Raw genomic sequence first — 26,425 nt, 5'->3', positions numbered from 1 at the left:
GTATATCTCTCCTATGCAACAAATTTTTCTTTCCATTCAGGATACTTAATCTTGCTATCAATGTAGTAAACCTTGCCGTCCTTACCCCTAGCAATGCGCTTACTGTAGTCATCTTCAAAATATGGAACTGTGACAGTCCTACACCAAGGATGGAAAGGAGGCGCTGTAATGCCTACTGCATAATCTTTCATATCAAAGACCTTGCCGTCTAAGTCTTGGCATATACTACTCGTTTTGCCGTCTAACGTAGCTACAATTTCATATCGCTCTACATCTAACGCTTCAAATGCTCCTTTTTGTGCTGCGGATGCAAAAAAAGCCGATTCCGTCATTACCAAACGGCCAGCTTTATCTTTACTCACTTTTAGCTTCTTAGATATTGTAGCAATCACTTTGCTTGGTGAATCGCCACGAATGATAGATTGCGTTAGTTCTGTGTGTAATGTATTGATTAGCTCATTTTTATTTTTCCAGATACGTTCACTAAAAGTAACTCCATCTGCAGTCCATGGTTTCGAGATGGCTTGTTGTACTTGAGCTGCATTGATAGCTTGCAAAGAATAACCAACATTAAATCCTGATTGAATTTCGAAAGCTGTGTGATAGTAGGTATCTTGGTAAACTTCTTTTAAATGTCTTTCTACGCCTTCTAGTTGTTTCCCATACAATTCTTCAATTAGTTGTTGAGTTTGGATTCTGATAGCTTCTAAGCGAGAAATATGCACACGTGCTGAAGCATTTTCTAGTTGTCTCATCCAATTTCCATCTAGAGCATTTCTTTCGCCATATTCAATGTATTGCTGAACATCCCAATGAAACTCAGCTAGTTCAGCCCCTCTAAGCATCCTTTTAGCTTCTGAGAGTGACACTTCATTGTTTTTGGCAAAGCGTGTATACCATTTAGCGATGTCTTTCTCTAACTCTTCTGCTACGAGATCATATAGCTCCTGAAGAACTTCTCCATACTCTTCACTATTAGTAAATTGATTTTGCATCATCATTTCAAAGCGCTGGACCCAATACGATCTACTTTTACTCAACTACCCCACCACGTTTCGGAAAAGCATTTCTGTAATCATTTATTTCTTTTTCTTTTTCTTTCTTTATCCGATCTAGCTCAAGTTGCACATCTTTAATCCAAGGATGCTGGGATACTAACGTTTCTGTTGATAGCATAGTGGAATTAACGATATTATTTATACTTTCTGTTTCATTTATTAAAATGTCACGATTAAAAATCACATTAACTTCTTCATCTTCAAAATCGCCTTTTCCTGTATTAACTAAATGCATGTTAACAAACCAAAGTAGTTCCTCAAAGGATGCCTGGAACTCAGTTTCGATTCCATTTGCATCAAGATCAATGTCGCTATACATGGATTGGATGTTCATTTGATTCGGATTGTTAGCCATGCGCTCATCTTTCGCATCATAACCACGTCCATTTTCAATGAGTGCTTTCTTAAACAAAGATAGGATTGCTTTGTAGTTATCCGAATTGACATCAATCTGTAATGACTCAACGCCACCCCTTGAACCATCAGCACTACGAACTTTTACGGCTCCGTATTGTGAAAGATTTCTTCTAAACTCCCCTAAGTTTTGTCCATCATAATTATGCAATATGAGGATAGTTGAACGTGCATCCTCTTGCATGTTGTTCTCAAAGATACTCAACATGAGGTTAATTCCATCCTGCAAGGACTTTACACGTTTAATCAGAGGTATTTCTTTACTATTGAATTTGAAAGGTATCAACGGTACTCTCTGCCAGTTCAACTGTATTTCGTTACCTTCTTCATCCGTAGTTGTTAAATATGAGAAAGGAGGGTTTTCGACATCCTCAACCAATCTGCCATTAAACCACACATAGCATTTAACTCCATTAACAGTGTATACTTCCACTTTGTCATATAAGACTTCTTGATCGCCCTCATAACCTGACTCTGTATACATGCGGACTGCTGAGTCGAGTATGGTATGTTCAGCATCTTTCCAAAAAGGAAGGATTTCACTGTTCAGAAAGCGTTTGAAGGTGAATTCTCCTTGTTCGTTATAGTAAGGATACAGCCAAGCTATTCCTCCGTTTAATGCATCTAATCCCAAATTTCGTAGAGTACGGTGAAAACGTTTATTGAATATCCTTTGCAATAACTTTAAATAGGTTTCATCTTCTGTTTCTAATGTGAGAGGCTTACCTAGTTGGTAATTCACCTTTTGATCTACTAATTTAGCGTATTGGTTATCCAATCTTTGATTGTTTGGTAGGTTCTCAGCTATTACTAGTCGTCCACCGTTACCAATTACCTTGCGCTTATGAGATAAAATATCTTGTTCACCTTCATAGTACCGCTCACCTTCAATCATCCATTTACGCTTATCGGACGTTTTGAATTTTTCAATCTCTTTTTCTAGCAGCCTTGTATTGCTAATAATAGAGTTTGAACCTTTAGTTATAATTTTATTGAATTCGTCTGTGTCTGTTCCTGCACCTTGAAACGGAAAAAATTCCACTTTATCACCTCTTTTAGTCAAAACTGAATATATCTCCTGCACCAATCTTCTCAGCAATACCTGTAGTAGCGTCTGGCGCATCATCATGTTTGTTTTTACCTTCTTTTTGATACTTGCTCATAGCTTCGTAATACTCCGGCCACCTATCTTTCCAGTTGGAAGGGAAGTAGATATGATCCATCACCCAAGTAGCATTTGATAATATACGAGCTTGTTTATTCTTCGATTGATGGAAAGAATGTACAAGGGTTTTGTTGCTGTTATGGTTTTGTTTTAACAACCTTTCAACTTGACGACCAAAACCACGACCGCCGTTATTCGATTCAATATCCGCGTTGTTAACTTTACCTTCAAACAACATCTTTGCTGTTGCTGGCTCTGTAATTTCCATACCATCTTTTGTATAGAGAACATCCAGTACATAAGCCTCGTTATTAAATGTGACCCCATAATTGATAGAGCATAGGTAATCGGCTCCCGTATCAGCTGTATCTGTATAGTTTTTAATTTCTTTAAACTGCGGAAGCGTGCCGTCATATGTCTTAAATGAGCTATACAAGCGACCTTTGACGTCAATCGGCTCTTGTTGATAGTTAGCTGAAGCAATATCAATTCCCATTGCACGAACTTTCATGTCATAGCTGTCTTTAGAAAGAACTGCTGGACACAACATAGATCCATCGTCTTGCAGTGCTTTCATAAGCACATGGCGTACTGTCTTTTTTTCATCTTTGAAATGATTAAGCGCCATACCTGCCAAGTCATTACTTGCCCATCTCGTCATAATCAAGATGATTTTACCGCCTTCTTCAAGTCGAGAGAGCATTGTGTTTGTAAACCAATCCCAGTGTTTTTCTAACGTAAGTGCGTTGTATGCTTCAAGGGAATTTTTGATTAAGTCATCAATGATTAAAACGGATGCACCAAAACCTGTAGCTGTACCTGTAGGAGACGTAGCAAGATAGTTATTGTAACCACCCTCTAAACTCCATAAGTTCATAGCTGCATCACCTTGTTTAATGCGAACATCAGGAAAGATGTCTCGATAAACAATTTTGTCTTTATCAGCCTTTTCTTCGGATATTCCATTACGAACACCTTTAGAAAACATCGTTGATAGAGTCTCGTTGTATGATCCTGTCATAATCTTTTCTTCTTGATTCTGTCCAAATATCCATTGAGCTAGCATTACAGCGGTTCGAGACTTACCGTGACGTGGTGGAACGTTGATAATCAATACATCATCGTCTGACTCATAAAAATCTTGCATGTCATTACATAGATCAATTAAATACTGACGATCAGCTGCATAGAAGTCAGGAGCTAACAAATGACAAAAATAAAAGAACTCACGATTAGCGAGCTCTATCTTGGCCATCTGTTTAATTTTTTCTAAGTCCGTCATTTGTTTATCAGCTTCCTTAACTCTTCTGTTGTTAATCCCTTTACAGGGTTGTTAATCTCCATTGAGCCGCTATGTTCAACGTCCTGTTTATCCCTCCATTTATCAGGACGACGATTTTTAAGCCAGAAGATTTGTGCTGTCGTATCTGGAGCAACATCTTTCGTCTTTTCCTCAACAAGCATACTTTTATATTTGGATACTTGCATTTCTACTAGACGAATTTCTTCAATTGTTGCTTCTGGATTCTCCACCTTAAAACGGTTAACGGCTACAGTTTGTAAAGCATAATGCTCTTCCTCAGACATTTCTACTTGTGCATACTTTCTTTCGCTATATTCATAGCCTAATGCACGTTTAAGCAAAGCATTTTCCACTTGAAGGTCAACAACTTCCTTACCTCTTTTTAAGGCCTCACTTATCTCACTATACTTATTTTTCCATTCGTATAATGTTTTAGCTGTAATTCCAATATTCTGAGCAATCTGTTCGTCCGTTAAGCCATCTCTTGCCCAACCTTCAAGCCTAATTAATCCTTCTGGCGTTAACCATTCAACATATTTCCCTCTAGCTCCCCCTTTATTTTTTTTCACATCGTATCACCTCTTTATGCTAATCGCTTTATTTATTGGTCTAAAATATCATTGATGGTCAATGTCTTTCCGATTTCTAACAAACCAACGATCTCTGATTGTTGTCCTTCACTGTAGCCAATTTCAACTTCCCCATCTTTGCTACGAGTTATAAAAACCACTACGTCTACTTCTTGGGACGTGCAAATATGGTTCAATAAATTATTTACAAGAGCTTTCGGAGTAGTGATTTCGTTTTTCTTTGCCTTAAATTCATTTAGATCGACTTTCATATCATCACCTCTTTTAGACATAAAAAAAGACACCAAACTAATATAGTCAGATGTCTTTTTGCATTTGTTCCATCGCAAGATGGCATATAACGAAAACTATTTTCTGCCCGGGGGACCTACCTAGCCGACCCTCCTTCCAGTTTACACCGCAGATTTTTCTTTTAGCAAATATTGGTCGCCTTGTGCGTTTTGTGCGTTCTGTGCGTTTCGTGCGCTTACAATGATTTCGATTATTTGATGCTTTCTTTCTTTTACATAAGTCACGCCTACACCTAATTCACTAGCAATCTGTCGATATGTCCAACCATCTAAAATGTGATCATAGATAATGTTTGTTCGAAGGTCCGAAAATGAATTGGTGAAGTTCTCTAGTATGCTGACGCAATACCTCATATACGTAAGTCGCTCTAATTGTTTTCGTTCTCGAATATCCATCTTTTTTAACTCAGCTTCACTTTTACCTGAAGAACCTTTCGGCATGGCTGCATCTAATCCGTATTGAGCAACACCCCAATTGTCCATTGGAATCTTGTAACCATACAATATACGCTCTAATCGTTCTATTTCTGTTTTCATCATTTGGTAATCCGTGATTATTGATGCTATTGAAGTCCTGTTTTTGAACATATCAACCACTCCTATCGTTTATTTCGAATCGCTCCACCAACTCTTTTGTACGTCTGTCGATTGCACCCCATCAATTCTTCAATTTCCCTACGAGAATAGCTTTCTTTTTCCTTCTTGCTTGTCTTTGTATTCGGATTGACTAACTCACCCCTAGTAGCCTGTTTTAACCCTTTTTCGACTAGCTCCGTTTGTAACGCTCCCATCCCAATCACACCCCTGTAATTTGAAATAAAAAAGAGGACACCAAACTAGCGCAGTTTTGCGCTGGTTCAATGTCCTCGGTTTTTCCGACTAGACCTTATTTTCTTTTCAACGTAATTTTGTAAGAAGGATTACCAACCTTATAGTTTTGACACGGTATTTCCAACACTCCGAAAGCAGGAAGAGGAATTGCTTGTACTCTGCCATCTTCGACAATGTAAATCATTTTGTTGTCTCTAGCATCGATTACGGCTTCCATAGTATTTATATCGACCGGTATATCTTTTACTTCAACATCCACCAAGACCCCTCCTTATGTTATAATGTTCTTGTGCGAGACAGGAGGAGTCCTGTCTTTTTTGTTATTCGAAAATCCCATGTTTCCTTGGTTTTATCTTTCCGATTTCAGCTCTATCTAAGACTAGTAAAGCAATCTCAATCGGCTTTCTTTTCATTTCCTTCGCTATTTTCGTAATGTCATATCCTTCTTTCCAGTACCACACGAATGCGTCTAGCTCTCGTTCTTCAAAAACCATATTGACTCTGTGCTTTTCATCTTCAAAAAGAAAATAATTCATTTTGCACCTCACTTAGAAAGGGAGATCGTCCCCAGCATCATCTGGCACACTATTAAATGGATCCGTCGGTTGCTGATATTCCGAACGGCTTCTCTGATGGTCATTAGGTTGACTTGTAGAGCTGTTGTTTTGATTAGCCTGTCCATTCTTCGGTTCTAGGAATTGCACGCTATCAGCGACAACATCAGTCGTATAAACACGCTTACCATCTTGCCCCTCGTAACTACCTGTTTGTATTCTTCCCTCTACACCTGCTAAACTACCTTTTTTCAAGAAGTTCGCTGTGTTCTCAGCTTGCTTTCTCCATACCACGATGTTTATAAAATCAGCCTGTTGCTCACCGTTTGCATCTTTGAACGTTCGATTGACCGCTAAAGTAAAGCGAGCCATTGCAACACCAGAAGGGGTATATTTAATCTCAACATCTTTTGTTAACCTTCCAACCAATACGACACGGTTAATCATTCTTTCACTTCGCTTTCTTTTTCTAATTCTTTGATTCTTCCTGCAATTTCAGATTTGTTTCAAGCCGTTCGATTTTGTCGGCTTGGTAAATCAAATTCATGATCCACCAGAAGTCGTCACCAGCAATTTCAATCATGTTGTTCTTAGGATTAGTTCGCTTGCTTGCTCTTTTGCGAATGCTCCTCAATCTAGTGTTTATGGATGCCATTTAAACCATCCTTTACGTCTGTTCTTCTGTTTACGCCATATAATAACCCTGTGCTTTTACTCGTTCCCATTCCACTACACCAAATACACGCTTTTTATTTTCAACCACCCCGTAACACTCGGTAGTCATTGTGACCTCAACAAAACTCTCGCAATACTCTTTAGTCCAGTCTGCTGTATGAGGCTCGACACTATGAATTTCTTGAATGTATTGTTCTAACATATTCATTTTGTTTCCTCCTTCGCTTTGTCTGGAAAATTCGCTAATCCGTCGCCACATCAAATATAGTTCCCATAAACTGAGTAATTTTCTTTTCCCGCTCATTAGCAACTTTTCTGTTGGTGGTGTGCTTATCGCAATAATCCCCTTTAAATACATCCTCGTCCTGAATAAGGTAGAAGGAGAAGGTTCCTGTATTATGATTGAAATGAGCACATGAACCACAAAATGAAACAGGTTTATTAAAATTATGCTGCAATTTTTTTCCCTTCCTCCAACCACTTTCTAACGTGATGGTCGTGTGATAATATAAAACCTTATGAAAGGATGTTTACCATGAAAAACAAAAGTTTTATTACCTACCCTAGAACTAAAATTGGCTTTGATAATCCCAACATCCAAGTTATAGACGCTCCAATTAAAGTTAGACTGAAATCTTTTATTACCGGTTATCTTGAAGATCGTAATGAACTACCATCAGCATCCTATATTCAATCCATATTTGGTATATCAGAACATGATGCTGAAATGGCATTACATTTTTATGGCGATTCTAAATGAATCGTCTTTTTTTATGACGCTTTATGGTCGAACTATGCAGTAAGTAATTCTGGATGCTCATGTATGTTGCCTATTACAACTCCGTAAAGATTGACGGTTGAGAGTATTTGTAAGGCTAGTAAATCATCGCACTTCGCATAAAATACACCTTGTTTGTAGCAAACTTCCCAAATGAAATTTTCATCATCTTTGATTAAATCCGCATTATATATTTGATTTCCTTTTATATCTACTAGTCCTGAGTACTGTCCAACCGTTTCGGCTCGTACCGAGTATTGAGGTAAACTACCAATTACATTTTGCGGAACAATATAGTGCATTCCTGTTCCTGTTTTTAAATGACTGCCTATGAACCAATTTCCATCAGCATCTAAACCTCGAAACTTTATTTCATTCATTGAAAATCCTCCTTCACGTTTTGGTAGAATTGTTCATTAAACTGCAGATTTTTGTTCATTCAATTCTTGGTATATAATTTCTGCGAAAACAGGAGCAACTACTTCACAAAATGCTTTTGCACCTCTATCTTGTGTATAAACCAAGTAATCGTCATGCCAAAATTCATCTGAAAAAACTTTATTTCTTTCTTCTTTAGGTAACTCGTAATAAAAAAGTGAAGAAAAAGCATCTGGAGTAATCTCATCATGAGAGTTATTAATGTTTTCTAGTTCATCCCATAAATTTCTTGCTTCATACTCCGTTAAATCATTTTTCCCTAACCATCTCAAACCAGCTTCTCTTCGGCTCTCAATAACCTGCTTTTTCATATTATTGATTGTCTTTTCAACATCAATATTTCCTTCTTTTTCTCTTCTAGCTATTTTGTTGTATAGGTAATGAGGATCTTTACTGAAAGTGTCGGCTACGAATTCTTTGAAAGGTTTACCAGGAGAACCCCAATAATAGTTAAAGTCTCCACAATCGGTTTGGGCATTAAATACTCCATCATCACTAATCGAAATAGTTGCCCAAGCACAGCGCCATCTATTTTCACCTTGCAACCTAATATCGTAACGTTCCATTGTTGATTTTGATAATTTATAATCAGGCAATTTGCTTCCTCCCTTTATTTCGCAATATGTGTCAAATGTGACTTATCAATAAGTAACCCGAACAACCACCCTTGGCTGCATGCTATAAAATTTCCGAACCGTTAAATTCACAACCTGGCTATCGTCCTGCCAAATCACTTTGTTGAGTCCATCCTTCACACCTTTAACGTAATTATCTACATCGGGCTTAGTAGTCGGTCTTAGTTCGCCCTTCTCGATTAGAGCCTGTTTTGGCTTCGTCTGATACTTTTTAGGAGTTGCCCTGTAAATATCTATAGCTAAGTCAATCGGGCCTGTTATGAGCTCTTTTGGAGCGTATTGGCTACCTACTAATCTCACGTACTGTTTAAAGTCGCGGGACTTTTCGGGATCGTAAAGGACAGTTTTACCTGTCCATGATTTGCCTGCTCTTGGTCTGCCTTGTGCTACTGGATTTCCTGGTATTTCGAAAAGAATACTGGTCATCATTCTTCCATCACTTCTTCGAGAGTTAATTGTCTTTTTAAGAACTCAGCATCAGCTTCTGCTTGTTTCTTCTTACAAACTGGACCATAGCCTTCTTCGATACTTTTGGGAGTTCTAAGTGGTCGGTTGCAACGTTTACAGATCATTAGTAACCACTCTCCTGTCTTTCATGATTAATTTTGTTTTTAGCGTAGTAAGCTTCTTCGACTTGTTCCCATGTGAATTCTAACGAAAAGCCTAATACTACGAACCTCTCAAATAACGAATCATACCAATGGAACGATTTCGCTCTTCTTAATTGGTCGATAAACGAAAATACTGTACTGAAATTTAACATTGAATCATTTTGTTCTGGTAGACGTTTTACAGAACTGTGGTTTATACATAAATCTGTAAAATCTAACTCCAACCCAATCGACAGGATGAAATGCAAGCAGACTACGTATTCTTCTAACAAAGGATTGCTTACTCTATCGATACCAGTAGCACCGCAAGCCATACATGGATATGTGTATCCCTCAATACCATCTATTCCATTACCATTGCATTCAACGCAAAAATGTACAAAATGAGTTGTAGGTTCCTGATTATTACTCCACTTCTTGAACCCACGCCATTCGTTAGCGCACTCACCTAGCTCAACTTGTAAAGCGAGGATCTTCCAATCCAGATTATTCTGACCTCTCAGTTCAGGGTGTTTCTCCATAATTCGTTCATCGAGTACTCTTTGAGTTTCAAATAATTTAGTAAGATTCATCTCGCACCTCCAACAACCTGTTCTTCAACTGGACTTCCAAACGACTCTATTAAACATTTGCCAGAGCAATATAGCTCATGGCCCTTATGCCAAGCTTCTTCACCTTTGAATATTGTTTTCTCGCAACGATCGTTTTCACATACAGCTACTGGTTTCATTGCTGCACCTCCACTTCTACCCATTCGAAGTGTTCCATCATATTTGTATAACCGGCATTGCAAATTGCATCTTCACCGAATTGTTTTTTCATGTAAGATTCATGGTCCTTCATTTCTTGAATAGTTTTCTCTTTATCTTCAAAAATAGTTGCGTCATTCAAATCTTGCGTAACAAAATCATCAGATTCTTCTTCGTCTGCAAAATACCATTCGCCTGTTAGACCGTCCTTTGAATCATCTTTCAATCGTAAAACCCAAGCTTCACTTATCGTCACGCCGATAGCTCCTTTCGAATCCCAAGTCTGATCTCAGCTTCCTCAAGATTACGTTCGACTTGCTCCATTTGTTTTCTATTTGCTTCATGGTCTATTGGACCGCTTGGTTGCACGTAGTAAAAGCCTTGCCCTTTTATCCATTCAGGCATTTGCTTCAACCTCCATTAGCTCAGAGGTTTCATAGATATTTCCTAAAATTTGATTACAAGCTGTTTCAGACCACAGATGAACCGAATCTTCGCCACTATCAATAACCCAACAACCCTCTAACATTTTTACAACTCCGGTAATTTCTAAGTCTGTGTCTACAACACCGAATAAAGTTTCTTCTTGCTTTACGATGTCACCTTCGAAAATTTCCACACCATTTTCTGAGTCGATTCCTGTGTATTGCATTAAAACCACACGTGGTACTTGTTCTTTTGAACCATCAACCACAGTCTTTCTATTCGTTGCCGCTCTTAAAGGGGTATACCAACCACCTTTTTCGAAATCAGTTTTGGCCCACACATCTGCATGAACCGGAGAATTACGATAGCTTTCGTTAAACTCTAATTTATCTACATGTGCCATCGCTTTATCCTTTGTAAACCAAGCACGAAATTTAATTTCTCTCATTACTTTCCATCCCCCTAAAATGATTTCTTTCGGTAATCCCTACCGTTCATCGGAACAACGTCTGTGTTATCCATAATCCGTGAGAAGTTACGTGCGTTTACTTTGCTTTCCAATTCGACACTGGATAGGTTTGTTGTGTAAATCGTGTGCTTACCAGCTCTGCTATCGATAACCTCAAACAGCTTAGTTGTCGTCCAATTGTCAGAGCTGTTCTTAACGTTCGTGTATTCAGCACCTAAATCATCCAAGACAAGTAGATCAACCATTGCTACGTACTCTAGTAAATCGTTCTCCGAGAATTTAGAGTTTGGATTATAGGTATCTTTGATTTTGGTTAATAGTTTAGGAACCGATAGGAATAATGCTGAATGTCCATTTGCTATCAGACTCTTTGCTGTTGCATAAGACAAATGACTTTTCCCTGTTCCGTAAGTACCAACTAACAGAAGGTTTTTTCCTTTCTTTGGATTAAACTCATTCACAAAACTCACTAGACTTTGTTTAGCAGTGTTTAACTCAGCGCTAGGTGGTATATAATTCTCGAATGTCGCTTTTAACAAAGACTGATTTACCAATGAGTTTTGGTCGAATATATCTTTCGTCCGATTCATTCGAGCTTTTCTATCATTCTCGATTACTCTTTTCGCTAAAACTAAATCCTCACATTTGCACCCCATATAAAAGCGCTCCATTTTCCCTTTGTCTGGACCTCCTGCAATTGCCATTTCTGCTACTTTGACAATTTCTTCGCATGTTTCACACACATAAGTACTTAAAATCATTGGGCTAGGTGTATTTTCCATCAAATCTTGAAGATCTTTCATATTCTGCACCTCCTAAAATCCATAATTGTATTCTGGTTTTTCTTTTTTCTTTTCGGGCTGCGGGACTATTTGTAAGTTTGGAGTTCTTCTTCGCTGGAACTCTGCATCTGCCGCTTTGACATCATCGACTGTCTTTATATTTGTGTCGCGCCATTTTCTTAAAATGCCATTCACATATCCGTAATTACGTTTGTTCGCAAAGGTAGCCCTTGTTAATGCTTCAAGCACCAAATGTTCTCCGTAAGCATCAACATCTTTTACAATTGCTTCACCAATGTTTGGAATTAGTGGTCCGATGTTCGATTCGTAGAACTGAGTGATATTTGCAAGCTCCGGGCTATTAATATTAATAATGTCTTTTTTATTAACATTATTTACATTATTGTTTGTGTTCACTTGCTGTTCATCTGTTGTTCGTTTGTTGTTCATCTGTTGTTCATGTTGTTGGTGTTCAGACCAATTAACCACTGTAACCACGCTATATTTCGTGGTAGTTTTGATGTTCAACATTTGCCATTCTTCGAAATTCTTCAACCATCTCCAGAGCGTTATCGCTGAAATGACTTCATCCTTTTTTGCACCCTTATTAAACTCATCTGCTAGTGCATTTCTTCCAGTAACAAATTGTCCAGGTGTTAATTTCACCAATTGATTTCCGACTAATTGTTCATGATCTTTATGTGAAGCTTTCATTAGGCAATGGATCCAGAGTTTCAGCATGAAGGCATTTGAGTATATAGGGTTGTCCATTATTTTTCTGTGTAAACTAATCCATCCTGCCATCGCCTATCCTCCTTCCCTTTGCGTTTATTTGGTAGAGGGGAAATCCCCTCCGATTAAACTAGCTTGTCCTCAAATACTTGACCTGTCGTTTCTTCTTTTTGCACATCTTGTTCTTCAACAATGCTATAGTCCGTAACGTCGATAATTTCACTCATATCCGCCGCAATTTCGTTTTTAATAGTAGAATCAGCTTCAATCGTCTTCTGCAGCTCAATGGATTTTGGAGCGTATTTCAGTACCTCTTTTAGTACTGTTTTCTTGGCCATTGCATCGAAATTTGTTTTCCAAGGGCTTGTCCATCCTTTTTGAACTGCTTGCGAGAACTTTTGAGCATGTTGATCAATGCGTTCCTTCGTCCAGTAAACGAAATCATATCCACCATTTTTAAGATGATAAACAGCGTAATATCCTATAGGTTCACCTTCTGGAGTAGTTGAAGGTTTATGGATCAAGTCTTTATTCAAGCCATACTGGAATTCAAACTCATCATTTCCGTACACTTCATGAGCGTAAATTGCCTTGTATTGACCACTACGTACTGCTAAATCGATTAACCCTTTATAACCTAGTTGGAACTGTACGTTCTTGCCGTAAGGGATTAAATAAGCTTGTCCTAGGCCGGTGTTTGGTTCTACTCCTAATTGAGCTGATTGCATGATTGCCGCTAAGAAAGATGTTTGATCACATTCTAGTAACTTAGGTGTTGTTCGAACTGCTGTAAGAGCAATACGGGCGATTCTGTCTGCATCCATGTGTTTCGGTAATGCTCGTTGGATTTCTGGACCCATTCTTTTTAGTAATGCGTTTAATGTGTTCTCAGGAGATACCTGTTTTTGTACTGTCCCATTCGCTTTTTGTGCTAATTGATTTTTAACATCTGTTGCTTTTGCCATGATTATTTATCCCCCTATTTAATTAAGAATTTGCGTTCTGACGTTGTATTCGAGTACTGCTTGTATAGTTCTGGCTGTTCTGCTTTCAATCGCTTAGAATCGATTCTAGTAACGTTACTCGACTTCCAAGTAATCTTCCTAGTGCCTGCAAATGCTTTTTCGTTTGCTCCCATCAATGCCTTGAGCTGATTCTCGTATTCTTTCTTCTTAGTATCCGATTCTTTTAGATCCGCTTTGATTACTTCCAATGCTTCAATAAGTGTTTCAGCATCTTTCGGAAGATTTATTTCAGTTTCCGGTTCTGATTCAGGATAAAGAGCTTTTAGTAAATCAGCTGATGAATCGGATCCATCAAAAGTAGGTGGGATTTCTTTTAGTACATGATTCTCCCAAAAGTCTTTTTCAATTTGGATTAAGTAGCTGATAAGCTCCTCATCACGTTCAATTCTTTTATGGATGAATTTGTTGCCTCCGATTAGTACCGCAATATGCCAAGCCTTATAACCGGTAACAGCCATGTAATGTTGTATTTGAAGCAAGTATGCTGCTGGGATTTCATCTTCTTCCCATTCGCCCTTTAGGTATTCAGAAGCCGTCTTGCATTCCAATCCTTCTCGCTTACCAATGATTAAACGGTCCACATTCGCAAACATAAATTTATGTTCTGGGTGTTTCAATATTGCGTTTCTACGTCGTACTTTTAGTCCTGTTCGTAAACTAAACTCCTGTGCCACAATGTCTTCCATCACGTTGCCCCAATACGCAGCTTCACCAGCTGTATCTTCTAATGGAGATTGACCGACCTTGTCCAAATAAACAGCTACAGGAGACTTCCATTTATTTAATCCTGCTATAGCTGATACATCACTACCACCAATACCAAGGCGTCTTGCTTGTAACCAATCTTCTCGGCTCATATCTACTGTTTGAATTAATGTTTGAGCTTGCATGTAAACCCTCCTCTTGATTAATTTGAGGTCCCTCGCTATAATGAGAGTACATATTAATTTCGAGAGACCTTAATCCGCTACTCCACATAGCGGATTTTTTCATGCGCTTAAATCCACTGCTGCGTTCTCTTCGACAAGATGTTCACCAATACAGCCAGTTGAGCAATATAAGTAACCATCAAACTCAAAGCCTTCGCCCTCATACAATTCTTCTGAGCAATACTTGTAGTTGCAATTGCCGATTTTTCTAGGTGCTTGCAATGACTCTGCATATCCATAACCAGCAACCATTCCGTTTTCTAACATGTTTCCTCCTCCTTTTTAGGTACTTGTCGTGGCTCCCAATCCCTGATAACATCCTGTAATTTCAGCTGACATTTACCACAAAATGACCGATTTTCAATCCAAGCAAAATGTACAATCTCACCAGCTTTAAAATCTCTGTGACACTCACCGCAATACTTTGATTTAGCTTCTTTCAATTTTCTTCATCCCTCCTAGTTTTCTAACTTCAAGCAATCGTAAAGATTGGCATGGAATAAACCGTCTTCATCAAAACCTTCTTTATCCATTGAAGTTATCGAGAATGCCGTCACAAGTTTTCCTTGGTAAATAAACGAGACGTTAACGAGTTTGCCACTCTCCAAAAAGTCTATTGTAGTAACCGGGTATTCTTTGCCTTTGAATACAAACTTTGGTTGATGCATTTTTTCACCTCTTCCCGACGGTTGATTCCCATCAAGAAGTCCACGAGCGCGAAGGGAGAGTTCTACGTTAATAAACGATTACTCATGGACTTCTTGACGAGAGCCAAAGCTCTGTCATATGTTTCAGCGAAATTCTACAGCTCCATAATCGGCTGCCATTTCAAAAGCTGTTTTCCAATTGTTATATGATTCCAACCAAAATTCAGCGTTTTCTCCTAGCTTTTGTGAATATTCCTTTGCTTCTACCTCATGCATTGCGAAGTCATTCGCTAATTTTCTTGATACTACAAAGCCAATTACACCTTCATTGTCTGCAAAATCAATAAGTTCTTGAAACGCTACATCACCCTTAAACTCTTCAAGCATAGAACGCCACCAATTGTATCCACTGTAACTACCTGCACGAAATCTGAATTTTTCTCTCCATGTATAAACTTTTCGAGGATAAATTCCTTCACCACGTCCAGGAAAGTGTTTTTCCGACCATTCCATACCATCCCCTGGTCGCCATTCGGTTTCCCAGTTTTCTAAATCACCATCTTCATCAAGTTTTGGATTATCTACAATTTCTAATTTTCTATATGCATTAATGTCTAATCCCATTTCTATTTCCTCCTCTTCTATTTCAATTGAAAAATTCTCAAATGTTGATGCATGTCACTCAAATGGAGTAATTCTGATTGTTTTGTTCTCCACTGAGGATTTAAATGATTTCCATTTCTTAATTCACTTCTTTTTTCATGTATCTGATTTAGTAAATATTTTTCATATCCCTCTAACGATTTATTTGGTTTTGATTGCTTATGTCTAATTCGTTTATTCGACATGATTTATTCTCCTTTTTGTGATATAATCACATTAGATATTTTGTTAAGTGCTGATTAACTTGCCCGAGTTAGTCAGCTTTTTTTGTGCCTGTAAACTCTCTCCAAAGCACTCCTGCGTAAAATGTAGCTGCTAAAATAACAACTGTTATCATTACTCCTTCGGGTGTATTAAACATGTCGTTTCACCACCATCACATTTACTCCAGCTAAAACTAACTGGTCTAGTAAACTCTTAACTTGATCACCTGCCACCTTTTTCTCAGCTAATCGTTTTAATGCTTCTAACGATTTATTAATATCTCGAACAAATAGTAGAGCTTCGTTTAAATCACCTGATTTAACACAATCCTCAATTGCTTTACTGCAATCTAAGATGCTTGAATGTTCTCTTAGTGCTTCGTGGTAATCTTGTTTTCGGAATAGCTCTTGTCTCATGCTAGCCACCCTTTCGCCATCCAACGTGGCATTAATCCTCTAATACAATCTTTAATCGAAATCCTGTAATCCTTTTGCAATTGAATAAGTAAGTTATCAATAAATACCTTCCCATCAAGCAACTCTTCCATGAGAGCTTTTATCTCTTGCTTTTCTTCTTTAGAAATAATGCTTGGTGGTTTTGCTAAGTTGACTTCCTTCATCATTGAAATAGCTTCCTGTAGCTCTTGAATGGTATAAGACTCAATAGCTAATCTATGTTTTTCAATATGTTTCCCTCTGAATACTGGAGATGTGTAACCTTCACTAAATTCATGTAACACGTCAGCTATGAACTCTGGATTATCGTAAGTCTCCATTGCAGCAAGAGCTGTTTCCTGTTGCATCTTTCGTCTATCAGTTTTCATGTGGCTGCCTAATTGCCTGCTGATGTTTAGATCAAATGCTAGTTGATCTCCACTAAGTCCTTCTGATTCCATTAAGCGTGCCACTGCATCTCCCATGTTTGCCGCATTTTTTATCATTTCTCTCACTTCTCCCTTTTGTATCTGACTGGTACTTTTTTGATACCGTCACATCTATTAAAATAAAGTTAGTTAATTAGAAGCATATTTTTCCTCTTCACCTTCATCGAGCCAACGGTCAATCGTATCTAAATCGAAAATGAGTATTTTCGGAGTTGGTCTGCGACATGGAATACTTCTTGTCTTCAATAAACGGAAGATTGTCGTTTCTGACATATCGCAATTGATGGATTTCAGGTAATCAGATAAGGCTTTTGCTCCTCGCACTTTTCTCATGTTGTCCCTCCTGTTCTGGCTGTCATTGACAGCCTCCTCAACCCTTTGTTTCTGAACGTATTAATACGTCTCTTGTATGGGTAAGTAGCGTGATAATTTCGTTTAGATCTTCATAATCTAGTGCTACTCCCACTCCATCTGGTGACACGTTTGCTCTTTCATTACTTTCCTCATCAACAAAAGTCTCAACATTATTGATTTCAACAAATGTAAGTGCATTATCAACATTTGTAGTTATTGAAAATGAAACTCCTTCTAAAATCAGTTCATACTTACGGTGAAGTTCTTTCATACTAATTTGCCTCCTTGTAATCACGTTCTATCATTGGAACAATGCCCTCACGCTTCAATAATTCGTAAATAAACAAACGCCCTTGTTGTGTCCATTTGGTATGAGGTTTTGATCTCTCTGCATCAATTGAGTGAACGTAAGTTTGTGTGTATGCTTTATCTTGGTATTTTGCGTAGAGTAACCAAACATCACTTTGCTTGTATTGAACTCCTAATCGATGAAGCAATTTATTCATTGTGGGCCCACCCATTCCATAGTCTTTTGCAATTTGGCTTATAGAAATAAGTGATTTGTTTTGTAAAATTAAATCGTAATAAGTAGCCTTTGGTTTTAATTCATTAACCTGTTGTTCTAGCACTAAGTTTGTAGTAGTTAACCTTTGAATTTGTGCATCTGCATATTCAAGTGCACGCTTCATAATCATTTCTGGACTGTTCCAAGCTTTTTCGATTTGCAGGAAATATTGACGGGCTTCTTTCCCTTTTTCAGTTCGTTGAATCATAGCGATTTCTTTGGCCATGTCCAATTTGATATGGTGATCGACCTGCTCTTGTATCCCCCCAAGGGTAGGACATTTTTGGGTCACCCTTAAAAAATCAAAGTTTTCTACAAAACCGTATTCAATCATTCGCCCGAACCACTTCCTATATTCAGTTCCAACTCTTAAAAATTCATGCAATTCACGACCACTTACGATAATTTCCCCATGTTCATTGTTTTGGGTTGTGATTAATTGACTCACCATTATTCCTCCTATGCTAGTTGTTTTTGTTCTTTAAAAGAACAATCATCATCAAAAAAAATTAACCACTCAAATTCCAATGTTTTCGCTATTTTTTTAGCAACATCGACAGTTGGAGTCTTTATTCCTAACTCAATTTTCGTGTAATAGCTTCTAGAAATGCCAGATGACTCTGCTACTTCATATTGAGTTTTAACTCTATTTATACGAGCATTTTTCAACCAATGTCTCACACTCTAACCCCTTTCCGTTCCCTTAAGGAACATCTTATAAAGTTATAATACGTTACTAAAAGGAACATGTCAACAACTAAAACCAAATATTTATATACTATTAGGAACATCTATAGAAGTTACCGATAGGAACATATAAAATAGAGATACTATTAAATACGAAAAGGAGGATTTTATATGAGCGTTTTCGCAAAGCGACTTAAACAATGTCGAGAAGACAAAAAGAATGTTAATCCAGTTTTCACGCAAGAACATGTGGCTAATAAAATTGGAGTTGCTCGAACGACGTATACCGCATACGAAAACGGCACTAAAATGCCACCTTTAGATACAGTAAATATTATTGCGGATTTTTTCGATGTCTCAACAGATTATTTATTAGGAAGAATTGATACACCTAATATAGATAGTACCCCTACTTTAAATACTTGGTTAAGACAAGAGAATGCTGATTTATCTGAATCAGAAAGAGATGAACTTGGTAGCGAAATAGAAGATTATTTAGCCGTAAGAAAACAGCGAATTTTAGAAAAAAGAAATGGCAAATAATATACGTTAAAGTAGGTGGTTGAGGTTATGAATTTAATAAAAGAGGCTACAAATACTGCAGAAAGAATATATAAACAATATCACTATTCGAAAATAAACCCAGATAAATTTAGATGCGATTTACTATTAATGCACATAATTAGTGACGAGGATATTTTTATAGAATCACACTCTTTTTCGACGGATTTATGTGGAATGTTAGTATTAGATGAATATGAAAAAACTATAGTTTATAATTCCAATCAATCACAAGAAAGAAGAAACTTTACGATTGGCCATGAACTTGGACATTATTATTTACACCGGGATAAGAAATCACAATTTGCTGATAGAACTAAAGATATGCTTAATAACAGTATTAGTACTTTTGAGATGCAGGCTAATGCATTTGCATCTCAATTACTTTTACCCAACCTAATAGTCCATAAGATGATTAGTAATGGTTATCATTTTTATCAAATAAAAAGACAAGCACAAGTTTCCGATCAGGCGCTATTTTGGCGTTTGGTGAATTATCTATGTAACATTCATGAAATAGCTAAAGATCAGGCTAAAGTAATTGTTAATGAATTTAAAGACTTTTCCATTGCTAGTATGAAAAATCTAATACATCATAAGTTTTCAAAGATTTATGAAATTATTTTAGGTGATACTCATCATAGATATTTTAATTTAACACCTGAAACTAATTTTGAATTCGTAAGAGATAGCCTTAATGAAATAATAGGTATAAGAGACAAGAATATTATTACATAAATTTTTTTATCAGAAAAAGAACATACATTCCCCAAAAATAATCATATTTTTTAAAGTCTAACAAAACAGAACGTATGTTTTAAACAGATAAACCTGATTGATATAAACTGTATGTTTCAAAAATATTCTACATGATACAAACGAAGCTTAAAGCAGTCATTAATTGACTTAAAAAAAGGTTGCAACAGTTCTCAATGAAAAGACTATGTATCAACTAGTATCTATCAATATACATTTAGTACGCTTATGGTTTAATGGGAAAGGAATGGTTACATGTCATCCATCGAAGAGCTAATCCCCAAGAAAAAGTATCGTTTATATGTTGAACTTGGAAGTGATATAAAAGGCAAGAGGATTAGAAAAACAAGAGTAGTTGAGGCTAATGGTCCTCGAAAAGCTGAAGAACTACTCAAGCAGTTTGAAAATGAAATGAGAGCAACAATTCATTTGAATGATGAAAATGCGACCTTCGCTACTTTTGCAGGTCGCTGGTTATTACATTTTGCAGAGCCTTATTTAGATGTGGCCACTTTTGAAAAGTACCAAATGGTGTTGCCACATATAAGTGCATATTTTGAAAAAAAGAAAATTAGAGAAATACAGACCTTTCATGTAGTCGAGTTTTTTAACAATGAAAGAAAGATTGGCCGTGGATCTCTTGATGCTAAGTATAAAACTCTAAAATCCATTTTTAAGCATGCTGTGAAATGGCAAGTCATCCCTAAAGAGTCTAATCCAATGAATGAAGTGGAAAAGCCCAAAGAACAAAAGATGCGCACAGAAAAGGAACAGTTTTATACTGCCGCTGAAATACCTGGGCTACTCAAATTAATTGAAACATTGCAACCTCATCAGCGTATTATTTGTAAATTAGCGATTTTTGGAGGATTGAGACGAGGAGAAATATTAGGGATAACAAAAGAAGCGATCAATTGGGACAAAAACCAAATACACATTTCTCACTCTTTGCAAGTTACTAAGAAAGAAGGATTAAAACTAAAAAGCACTAAAACAGAGGATGAACGAACAGTTACCCTCCCTTTAGCGCTTATGGAAGAAATAAAGCAGTTTAATGAACATGAATGTATAATACGTGAAGAAATGGGGAACTTGTATGTTTCATTCAAAAATGAAGCTGGGAAAGTAGTTGAATTACTATTTGTGAACCCTGACGGTAAGCCATACCGTCCTGATTCAGTAACACAATTCTGGTTGCGTTTTCGCCAACGTACAAAGTTAAGAGACGTAAATTTTCATGGTTTAAGGCACTCGTCCGCATCCTACTTATTAAGCCAAGGGGTCAATATTAAATTGATCCAAATGCGATTAGGCCACAAAGATATTAAAACTACTCTTAATATGTATTCACATGTAACAATGGAAGATGATTCGGCAGCTACCGAGGCTTTTGATAAGTTGTTTTAAAATCCGTCACGCGTGACACTTATGTGACGAACTACAGGCAATCTATAAAACTAGTAAACTGGATTTGGTTGTAATTGAAAGAATAAACGTTGATATAGAAGGCTTTTCAAAGGGTCAGATACGAAGAAAATATATAAAAAAGTGCCATCCTTAACCTCGACAAGGTGGGGGTCGCTGGTTCGAGACCAGTCGGGACCATTGGGTGCCAAACCCGCAGGAAACCTTTAGGAACAAAGGTTTCTCCACAAAGTATCATCTCTTTTAGAGATGGTGCTTTTTTATGTTTTATTAACCATTGTAGAAACTAAATCCTGCACTTAAAATACGAGAATTCACTCTTCTTTGGAAGGTGGATTATTGGAATGGAATCTCCATTTCTAGTATATCGCTATTTTAGGTAGCATCATTATCGGATGACAAGCTTATTAAATTAGTGGCCAAGCTTTAGTTGGTGATGTACTGGCATTTATAGCAGCAGGTCTTATTACTGCTTATTTTATGATGGGTAAAAACCTTTTTAGATCTTTATCATTAGTCCCTTACTCTATTGTGGGTTATGGGAGTAGCACCCTTTTCTTATTTTTCTTTTCATTCGTAGGTCAAAATAGTTTTACTCATTATCCGAAAGAGACCAATTGGCTATTAAAATGGCTAAGTGCCTCTGTTAGTTCGATGAGTATTTTAGGAGAGACGATTGATACCTGTATATTCGTTATTCCCGCAAACAAAAAAGCACTGCCTGTAGACAATGCCGATTTACGTTTTAATTTATATCTCAAACGCAGTAAAGCTACCCTCTTCATTAAAATCTTTAATTTGAATTACTTTATCGGCAAACTGTTTAACCGTTTCCATGCCACCTCCTATAACGAGGGTTAGCACATGAAAGTCTTTATCCTTTTTCTTCTTATTAAATGTTTCGATAAAAGAATTTGGTACCGTATCTTCTCCGTCAGTCACAAAAACTATATCCGCTGATTTAAAACGACTCTCATTTATTACATTCAATGCTTTATCAAGAGGAAGTGCAAAGTTCGTACCGCCAGCTAAAAAGGTTTGGGCTAAATAGATCATATCGGAGCTTTTTACTTTTCCTTTATGAAATTTTAACATTTGCGTTTTGTTAGAAAACAATATTAAACAAAAGTCCCTTCTTTGCTTTTTGGCAATCGATAGAAGAGCTAACGCAAATCCTTTTGATTGGGTATCTAGGCTTTGCATACTGCCTGATTGATCTAGACATAATATGATTGGCCCTTTTCCCAATACCTCTTTCCCTTTTCGCTCATACTGCATCGACTGACCTTCCACAAAACGACGGAGAAAGTCTAATCTTGTTAATGGATGTATGTATAAGCTTAGTTCTATCGGCAACAGACTTTCCACGTCGCTTCCTAATGTAATCCCACTACTTTCTATTGAATCACTTTGCTTAAACTTTTGCTTTTTATGTGCTATCTGTTTAAACTTACCGGCCCAATCGGCAATTTCTTTCATCTTTTTATTAGATGCAATTTTTTCAGCCAAAGAAATTTGGTCACGCAAAGGAATCTTTTTCAGTTCTGTTTCACTACTTCCTGCACCGCAGCCACCAAACAACGATTTCAAACCATCTTTTACTTGTTTTGTTTCCTGCATCGCCTGGGCTAATGCTAGCGAGAAACCGTGACTGTTGTTTTGAAGCATCTGTTGTAGTTTTTCATTAAATTTTGTCATCGCTTCGGGAAAGTCCTCTTCTAATTTCGGATTCCCATCTTCTATCTGTTCCTGTTTTTGAAATTTCCTTTGAATTGCATGAAGTTCCTGCAACTGTCTTTGAAAGCTTTCATCTTCCTGGGCAGCCAGCCATTGGTTCGTCATCTCGCCGAACTTCATTGTCCCGATAGCTGACGACAGGTCATCCAACCTGGTGAGCCTTCGGTAGTTTACAAAGCCTTCATCCATCATTATTCTTTCCATGAGTGATTTATTGACCTTTAAAGGGCCATCAACATCCCCTAACGTAATTTCAGGTTTCATCTTATATAAAGAAGCCCAAATGTCCGTAAGTAAAGGTTCGAACATGGGTAATGTTCCGTCACGTCTAACCTTTTGCAAACCTGGTGACATCATGAAAATTTCTTTGAAGCGTCTTTTATCGAATGAGTCCGTATTCAATACTGAAAAATTTTCCTTCACAGAAGACACCTCTTTTTACATTTTAAAAAAGATACTGGTGGACCATCTTTTTTCATTAGCAGTATCCAAAAAACACGGATCTAAAATACTATCCAAGATTTCGTGTTGCATCGAGGTCACTTTGTCTAGTAATACATCGATATCTGCCTTTCGACTTTGATAGTGACTTTTCAGCTTATTTAAGTCATCCGCTATTATCTTCATTTTTTGAGTAGCTTCCATTCCAGCCTCTTGGGAACGGTCCTGTAGTAAGGTGTAGTATATTTCATTTGCTTCATTCTGTAACGAAAAGAGGGCTTTTGTAACAATGTCATGTGCGTGGTTGTGAATAATGGAAGACACGATAACTTTCTGATCTACTTTTTCCCAAAGGACATGTTCAAGAATCGAAATATCATCTACTTGGACGATTTGTCTTTGGTTAAGCAATGCTTTCGCTTGTAGAACACTTAAGGACTGCTTGAACCTACGATCTGATGGACGAATCCCTTCCTTCCGCAATTCCATACGAATCTTTGACAGAGCGTTATATACCTCTTCAGGAATAACTACTCTATCCGTTAAATACTGTAGATGGACCAATTCCTCCATAGTTAAGGATGGCATTCGCTGATTTTGTCCCGCTTCCTTCAGCATAGAAATAAAGTTTGCTGCGTCTGCAATTAAGTCAATCTCAAATCGCAAAAGGAAACGATCAAACAGAGCATCAAGCCCTTCCTCCTCAGGATATTCATTAGAAGCAGCTATAACCGACATTAAAGGTACTTGAATTGGGGTACCGTTATTGTAGAATAGTCTTTCATTAATAAGCGTCAGTAAGCTGTTCAAAATGGCAGAGTTCGCTTTAAAAATTTCATCCAAGAAAACTATATGCGCCTCTGGCATCTTAGATGTAGTAATACGTTTGTATACACCCTGTTCTAACTCTTTTAACGACAATGGACCAAATACTTCTTCCGGAGTACTGAACTTTGTCAGCAACCATTGAAAATATTCTGTTCTCTGTATGATTTTCGCTAATTCACTCGATAATGCAGACTTGGCAGTTCCTGCAGGGCCAATCATCAGCATATGTTGCCTAGAAAGCAATGCAACAAGGATGCCCTCCACCTCATTTTCTCTTTCAAAGAAATTTGAATTGAGCGCCTGTCTGACTTCCTCTAACTTATTATAATAAGAAAGCATCATGTTATATAACTCCTTGCTCGTAATGTTTCATTCTCTCCGTTTAGTTTGTTTCAAACTGAGTCACTTTACTCTCTCCATTTCAGTATTTTAACGAAAGAAGCTTCTTCTTTTTCCAGAACAAAAAATGCTCCTCATCATTTTAGTGATTTGATGAGAGGCATTAATATTTTGTTTCTCTATATTCTTGAATCCTTTTTAGCGTAATGAATGACAACTTTCTCCAGAACATCAATACCTGTTAATATATCATCATGATCGGTATATTCATCTGGATGGTGACTAAGTCCTTTGACAGATGGTACAAAGATAAGTCCAGTAGGGCATAGTCTTACCATGTTCATAGCATCATGGCCCGCTCCACTTGGCATCACCTTATAAGAAATATCCTGTTCGTTACAAATAGCTTCTATTGTATTAGTAATATCAGTGGATAGTAATACTGGTTCCTCCGAAATTATTTCTTGACTATGGATTTCTAGCTGTCTCATTCTTTTCAGTAATTCAATCGTTCGATTTAGATGGTCTACCACTCGCTGTCTCGATTCTAGTGAAGTCCCTCGTATATCCACTTTAATTTCTACTTCACCCGGCACCACGTTCATCGCACCCGATTGGATATTTAAGAGTCCAACAGTAGCAACCGTACCGTAAACTTGTTCATTTATTGCAATTTTTTCTAGCTCCAGTGCAATTTGGGAGGCACCAAGTAGAGCGTCATTTCTCATATTCATCGGTGTTGTACCAGAATGTGAGGGAGTTCCTATTATTCTTATGGAAAATCTAACTGGAGCTGCAATTCCTGTAACAATACCGATCTTTTTATTTTCATTTATTAATACAGGTCCTTGCTCTACATGCAATTCAAAAAAAGCCTTTATATCTTCATCCGCCCTACTCGCAGAATCAACACTATCAATTTCAAGTGCACATAAAGAAAGTGCTTCTTCCAATGTAACTCCATTCCGGTCTTTTAAATACCTAACTTTCTCCTTATCAAATATACCTGCCATCGCTTTACTTCCTAAAGTTGAAATGTTGAATCGAGACGACTCTTCACAAGCAAATGAAATAATTTCAATTGGATGATCTGTTTCAATTCCTTTTTCATTAAGTCGTTTCACCACTTCCAATGCAGCCGTAACACCAACAACTCCGTCATACTTACCACCTTGGTAAACTGTATCCAAATGAGATCCCATTAATACTGGTGGAAGTCCCTTTATTTTACCTTCTCTTCTGCCAATCGCATTTCCGCACTGATCCATTCGGATATCTAATCCTTCTGCTTTGCACATACGCATAAATGCTTGTGTACAGGCTTGTTCTTCGTTTGTATATGCAACTCTGGTCATTCCTTTAGTGCCTGAGTTATATTGATTGATTTTATTAAACAGTATTTCATATCTTTGCTTGCTATCCATATAGATATCTCCTGCCTCCCCCTCGTAGATTCTGGTTATCAAAATATGTTAAACATTAAGAATGGAAGTATAATTGGCTATTCTTTTATAATCTATCACAGCTGTTGATTATTATAAATTTTGAAAATCGAGCAATATCCTTAGATTAATGTGCAACGGCTTACTTTAGGAATAATGTGTCTTAAGAAAGTGTCCGCTAGGATTTCCGCTGCAGGACGGACGCTTTCCATGGGGTGAGTGATGAGCCTTCACCGTCCGCTTTGGCGTTCGTTGTGAAGTCTCATCTTACTCACTTGATCCCACTGGAGTCGCCGTCCTTTTCGCTCCAATCCATCCAAATAGACGCTTTTATCTGTATTTAATATCCATTAAAAGTTAGGAAATGGCTTAGCGAGACCAAATAGCTCGTGAAAGCAACCAATTCAACAGGAAACGCAACCAGTTTGGGCTTGTAAGC

Annotated in this window: 43 protein-coding genes and 1 pseudogene; 5 read left to right on the top strand and 39 right to left on the bottom strand. The window is 37.4% G+C overall.

Annotated features, from left to right (window positions below; genetic code table 11):
• Nucleotides 1-11 precede the first annotated feature (11 nt).
• The 12 genes from FS486_RS11660 to FS486_RS11605 form a co-directional block, all read right to left on the bottom strand.
• Nucleotides 12-1,040 carry a minor capsid protein gene (locus tag FS486_RS11660; RefSeq protein WP_144511583.1) on the bottom strand — a complete coding sequence of 343 codons (1,029 nt, stop codon included), beginning with the start codon at nt 1,038-1,040 and terminating at the stop codon, nt 12-14.
• Entirely contained in the window at nt 1,033-2,535 is a 1,503-nt protein-coding gene (locus tag FS486_RS11655) for a phage portal protein (RefSeq protein WP_222122589.1), read from the bottom strand. Before FS486_RS11655 ends, FS486_RS11660 begins: the two co-directional genes overlap by 8 nt.
• Nucleotides 2,528-3,919 (bottom strand): phage terminase large subunit, encoded by a 1,392-nt coding sequence (gene terL / locus FS486_RS11650; protein ID WP_144511581.1) that lies wholly within the window; start codon nt 3,917-3,919, stop codon nt 2,528-2,530. The genes FS486_RS11655 and terL overlap by 8 nt, the downstream gene beginning before the upstream one ends.
• A complete protein-coding gene (locus FS486_RS11645; protein ID WP_144511579.1) occupies nt 3,916-4,509 on the bottom strand; it encodes a transposase in 594 nt (197 codons plus the stop codon). Before FS486_RS11645 ends, terL begins: the two co-directional genes overlap by 4 nt.
• 32 nt (nt 4,510-4,541) lie before the next feature.
• Nucleotides 4,542-4,781 (bottom strand): hypothetical protein, encoded by a 240-nt coding sequence (locus tag FS486_RS11640; RefSeq protein ID WP_144511577.1) that lies wholly within the window; start codon nt 4,779-4,781, stop codon nt 4,542-4,544.
• A gap of 141 nt (nt 4,782-4,922) precedes the next feature.
• Nucleotides 4,923-5,408, bottom strand: coding sequence for a sigma-70 family RNA polymerase sigma factor (locus tag FS486_RS11635; RefSeq protein WP_144511575.1), 486 nt, complete (start codon nt 5,406-5,408; stop codon nt 4,923-4,925).
• Between the two features lie 11 nt (nt 5,409-5,419).
• Complete coding sequence (locus FS486_RS11630) at nt 5,420-5,611, bottom strand: hypothetical protein (protein ID WP_144511573.1); 192 nt, start codon at nt 5,609-5,611, stop codon at nt 5,420-5,422.
• A gap of 95 nt (nt 5,612-5,706) precedes the next feature.
• Entirely contained in the window at nt 5,707-5,910 is a 204-nt protein-coding gene (locus FS486_RS11625) for a hypothetical protein (RefSeq protein ID WP_144511571.1), read from the bottom strand.
• 61 nt (nt 5,911-5,971) lie between these two features.
• Entirely contained in the window at nt 5,972-6,187 is a 216-nt protein-coding gene (locus tag FS486_RS11620; protein ID WP_260858090.1) for a helix-turn-helix domain containing protein, read from the bottom strand.
• A 12-nt stretch (nt 6,188-6,199) separates the two neighbouring features.
• On the bottom strand, nt 6,200-6,652 hold the full coding sequence (gene ssb / locus FS486_RS11615) for a single-stranded DNA-binding protein (RefSeq protein ID WP_144511569.1): 453 nt from the start codon (nt 6,650-6,652) through the stop codon (nt 6,200-6,202).
• A 238-nt stretch (nt 6,653-6,890) separates the two neighbouring features.
• On the bottom strand, nt 6,891-7,088 hold the full coding sequence (locus FS486_RS11610; protein ID WP_144511567.1) for a hypothetical protein: 198 nt from the start codon (nt 7,086-7,088) through the stop codon (nt 6,891-6,893).
• 34 nt (nt 7,089-7,122) lie between these two features.
• Nucleotides 7,123-7,338 carry a hypothetical protein gene (locus FS486_RS11605; RefSeq protein ID WP_144511565.1) on the bottom strand — a complete coding sequence of 72 codons (216 nt, stop codon included), beginning with the start codon at nt 7,336-7,338 and terminating at the stop codon, nt 7,123-7,125.
• A gap of 77 nt (nt 7,339-7,415) precedes the next feature.
• Here FS486_RS11605 and FS486_RS11600 point away from each other — a divergent pair, with 77 nt between their 5' ends.
• A complete protein-coding gene (locus tag FS486_RS11600; protein ID WP_144511563.1) occupies nt 7,416-7,640 on the top strand; it encodes a hypothetical protein in 225 nt (74 codons plus the stop codon).
• 32 nt (nt 7,641-7,672) lie between these two features.
• Here the strand turns inward: FS486_RS11600 and FS486_RS11595 are convergent, their stop codons facing one another.
• From FS486_RS11595 to FS486_RS11495, 24 genes are all read right to left on the bottom strand, one after another.
• On the bottom strand, nt 7,673-8,038 hold the full coding sequence (locus tag FS486_RS11595) for a YopX family protein (protein WP_144511560.1): 366 nt from the start codon (nt 8,036-8,038) through the stop codon (nt 7,673-7,675).
• A gap of 36 nt (nt 8,039-8,074) precedes the next feature.
• Nucleotides 8,075-8,692: a phiTE_072 family protein gene (locus FS486_RS11590; protein WP_144511558.1), complete on the bottom strand. Its 618-nt coding sequence runs from the start codon at nt 8,690-8,692 to the stop codon at nt 8,075-8,077.
• Nucleotides 8,693-8,737: 45 nt separating this feature from the next.
• Complete coding sequence (locus FS486_RS11585) at nt 8,738-9,157, bottom strand: RusA family crossover junction endodeoxyribonuclease (RefSeq protein ID WP_144511731.1); 420 nt, start codon at nt 9,155-9,157, stop codon at nt 8,738-8,740.
• Nucleotides 9,157-9,303, bottom strand: coding sequence for a DUF6011 domain-containing protein (locus tag FS486_RS20160; RefSeq protein ID WP_186321430.1), 147 nt, complete (start codon nt 9,301-9,303; stop codon nt 9,157-9,159). Before FS486_RS20160 ends, FS486_RS11585 begins: the two co-directional genes overlap by 1 nt.
• Nucleotides 9,303-9,914: a dUTP diphosphatase gene (locus FS486_RS11580; protein WP_144511556.1), complete on the bottom strand. Its 612-nt coding sequence runs from the start codon at nt 9,912-9,914 to the stop codon at nt 9,303-9,305. Before FS486_RS11580 ends, FS486_RS20160 begins: the two co-directional genes overlap by 1 nt.
• Nucleotides 9,911-10,072, bottom strand: a complete 162-nt coding sequence (locus FS486_RS20155) for a hypothetical protein (RefSeq protein ID WP_186321429.1) — start codon at nt 10,070-10,072, stop codon at nt 9,911-9,913. The genes FS486_RS11580 and FS486_RS20155 overlap by 4 nt, the downstream gene beginning before the upstream one ends.
• The gene (locus FS486_RS11575; RefSeq protein ID WP_144511554.1) at nt 10,069-10,347 is read right to left on the bottom strand and encodes a hypothetical protein; all 279 of its coding nucleotides are present in this window, start codon (nt 10,345-10,347) and stop codon (nt 10,069-10,071) included. Before FS486_RS11575 ends, FS486_RS20155 begins: the two co-directional genes overlap by 4 nt.
• The gene (locus FS486_RS20150) at nt 10,344-10,496 is read right to left on the bottom strand and encodes a hypothetical protein (RefSeq protein WP_186321428.1); all 153 of its coding nucleotides are present in this window, start codon (nt 10,494-10,496) and stop codon (nt 10,344-10,346) included. The genes FS486_RS11575 and FS486_RS20150 overlap by 4 nt, the downstream gene beginning before the upstream one ends.
• Nucleotides 10,489-10,965: a YopX family protein gene (locus tag FS486_RS11570; protein WP_144511552.1), complete on the bottom strand. Its 477-nt coding sequence runs from the start codon at nt 10,963-10,965 to the stop codon at nt 10,489-10,491. Before FS486_RS11570 ends, FS486_RS20150 begins: the two co-directional genes overlap by 8 nt.
• A gap of 14 nt (nt 10,966-10,979) precedes the next feature.
• Nucleotides 10,980-11,789: an ATP-binding protein gene (locus tag FS486_RS11565; RefSeq protein ID WP_260858089.1), complete on the bottom strand. Its 810-nt coding sequence runs from the start codon at nt 11,787-11,789 to the stop codon at nt 10,980-10,982.
• A gap of 12 nt (nt 11,790-11,801) precedes the next feature.
• Nucleotides 11,802-12,572, bottom strand: coding sequence for a DnaD domain-containing protein (locus tag FS486_RS11560; RefSeq protein ID WP_144511549.1), 771 nt, complete (start codon nt 12,570-12,572; stop codon nt 11,802-11,804).
• Nucleotides 12,573-12,625: 53 nt separating this feature from the next.
• On the bottom strand, nt 12,626-13,465 hold the full coding sequence (gene recT / locus FS486_RS11555) for a recombination protein RecT (protein WP_144511548.1): 840 nt from the start codon (nt 13,463-13,465) through the stop codon (nt 12,626-12,628).
• A 14-nt stretch (nt 13,466-13,479) separates the two neighbouring features.
• Nucleotides 13,480-14,415 (bottom strand): YqaJ viral recombinase family nuclease, encoded by a 936-nt coding sequence (locus FS486_RS11550; protein ID WP_144511546.1) that lies wholly within the window; start codon nt 14,413-14,415, stop codon nt 13,480-13,482.
• Nucleotides 14,416-14,514: 99 nt separating this feature from the next.
• Complete coding sequence (locus FS486_RS11545) at nt 14,515-14,721, bottom strand: hypothetical protein (RefSeq protein ID WP_144511544.1); 207 nt, start codon at nt 14,719-14,721, stop codon at nt 14,515-14,517.
• On the bottom strand, nt 14,715-14,897 hold the full coding sequence (locus FS486_RS11540; RefSeq protein ID WP_144511542.1) for a hypothetical protein: 183 nt from the start codon (nt 14,895-14,897) through the stop codon (nt 14,715-14,717). Before FS486_RS11540 ends, FS486_RS11545 begins: the two co-directional genes overlap by 7 nt.
• Before the next feature lie 15 nt (nt 14,898-14,912).
• Nucleotides 14,913-15,122, bottom strand: coding sequence for a hypothetical protein (locus tag FS486_RS11535; RefSeq protein WP_144511540.1), 210 nt, complete (start codon nt 15,120-15,122; stop codon nt 14,913-14,915).
• A gap of 123 nt (nt 15,123-15,245) precedes the next feature.
• Nucleotides 15,246-15,725, bottom strand: a complete 480-nt coding sequence (locus tag FS486_RS11530) for a hypothetical protein (protein ID WP_144511538.1) — start codon at nt 15,723-15,725, stop codon at nt 15,246-15,248.
• Between the two features lie 17 nt (nt 15,726-15,742).
• Nucleotides 15,743-15,949, bottom strand: coding sequence for a hypothetical protein (locus FS486_RS11525; protein WP_144511536.1), 207 nt, complete (start codon nt 15,947-15,949; stop codon nt 15,743-15,745).
• Between the two features lie 168 nt (nt 15,950-16,117).
• Complete coding sequence (locus FS486_RS11520; RefSeq protein ID WP_144511534.1) at nt 16,118-16,384, bottom strand: hypothetical protein; 267 nt, start codon at nt 16,382-16,384, stop codon at nt 16,118-16,120.
• Complete coding sequence (locus FS486_RS11515) at nt 16,381-16,908, bottom strand: XRE family transcriptional regulator (RefSeq protein ID WP_144511533.1); 528 nt, start codon at nt 16,906-16,908, stop codon at nt 16,381-16,383. The genes FS486_RS11520 and FS486_RS11515 overlap by 4 nt, the downstream gene beginning before the upstream one ends.
• Nucleotides 16,909-16,980: 72 nt before the next feature.
• Nucleotides 16,981-17,184 carry a hypothetical protein gene (locus tag FS486_RS11510; protein WP_144511531.1) on the bottom strand — a complete coding sequence of 68 codons (204 nt, stop codon included), beginning with the start codon at nt 17,182-17,184 and terminating at the stop codon, nt 16,981-16,983.
• Nucleotides 17,185-17,221: 37 nt separating this feature from the next.
• The gene (locus FS486_RS11505) at nt 17,222-17,476 is read right to left on the bottom strand and encodes a hypothetical protein (RefSeq protein ID WP_144511529.1); all 255 of its coding nucleotides are present in this window, start codon (nt 17,474-17,476) and stop codon (nt 17,222-17,224) included.
• Between the two features lies 1 nt (nt 17,477).
• Nucleotides 17,478-18,218 carry a phage antirepressor KilAC domain-containing protein gene (locus FS486_RS11500; protein ID WP_186321427.1) on the bottom strand — a complete coding sequence of 247 codons (741 nt, stop codon included), beginning with the start codon at nt 18,216-18,218 and terminating at the stop codon, nt 17,478-17,480.
• 11 nt (nt 18,219-18,229) lie between these two features.
• On the bottom strand, nt 18,230-18,451 hold the full coding sequence (locus FS486_RS11495) for a helix-turn-helix transcriptional regulator (protein WP_144511526.1): 222 nt from the start codon (nt 18,449-18,451) through the stop codon (nt 18,230-18,232).
• Nucleotides 18,452-18,628: 177 nt separating this feature from the next.
• Here FS486_RS11495 and FS486_RS11490 point away from each other — a divergent pair, with 177 nt between their 5' ends.
• From FS486_RS11490 to FS486_RS20455, 4 genes and pseudogenes are all read left to right on the top strand, one after another.
• Nucleotides 18,629-19,000, top strand: a complete 372-nt coding sequence (locus tag FS486_RS11490; RefSeq protein WP_144511524.1) for a helix-turn-helix domain-containing protein — start codon at nt 18,629-18,631, stop codon at nt 18,998-19,000.
• Nucleotides 19,001-19,027: 27 nt separating this feature from the next.
• Entirely contained in the window at nt 19,028-19,756 is a 729-nt protein-coding gene (locus FS486_RS11485; RefSeq protein WP_144511522.1) for an ImmA/IrrE family metallo-endopeptidase, read from the top strand.
• 273 nt (nt 19,757-20,029) lie between these two features.
• Nucleotides 20,030-21,181 carry a tyrosine-type recombinase/integrase gene (locus FS486_RS11480; protein ID WP_144511521.1) on the top strand — a complete coding sequence of 384 codons (1,152 nt, stop codon included), beginning with the start codon at nt 20,030-20,032 and terminating at the stop codon, nt 21,179-21,181.
• Between the two features lie 429 nt (nt 21,182-21,610).
• Nucleotides 21,611-21,889, top strand: a pseudogene (locus FS486_RS20455) (EamA family transporter); the annotation flags it as partial.
• A gap of 60 nt (nt 21,890-21,949) precedes the next feature.
• On the opposite strand, the gene FS486_RS11475 reads toward FS486_RS20455, so the two are convergent.
• From FS486_RS11475 to FS486_RS11465, 3 genes are all read right to left on the bottom strand, one after another.
• Complete coding sequence (locus FS486_RS11475) at nt 21,950-23,359, bottom strand: vWA domain-containing protein (protein WP_260858088.1); 1,410 nt, start codon at nt 23,357-23,359, stop codon at nt 21,950-21,952.
• Between the two features lie 15 nt (nt 23,360-23,374).
• A complete protein-coding gene (locus tag FS486_RS11470) occupies nt 23,375-24,547 on the bottom strand; it encodes an AAA family ATPase (protein WP_260858087.1) in 1,173 nt (390 codons plus the stop codon).
• A 176-nt stretch (nt 24,548-24,723) separates the two neighbouring features.
• Nucleotides 24,724-25,968, bottom strand: coding sequence for a Zn-dependent hydrolase (locus tag FS486_RS11465; RefSeq protein ID WP_144511518.1), 1,245 nt, complete (start codon nt 25,966-25,968; stop codon nt 24,724-24,726).
• Between the last annotated feature and the right edge of the window lie 457 nt (nt 25,969-26,425).

The organism is Bacillus sp. FJAT-22090, assembly GCF_007676755.1.
Taxonomy (GTDB): Bacteria; Bacillota; Bacilli; order Bacillales_A; family Planococcaceae; genus Psychrobacillus.
This window is presented reverse-complemented; position numbering and strand designations above follow the sequence as displayed.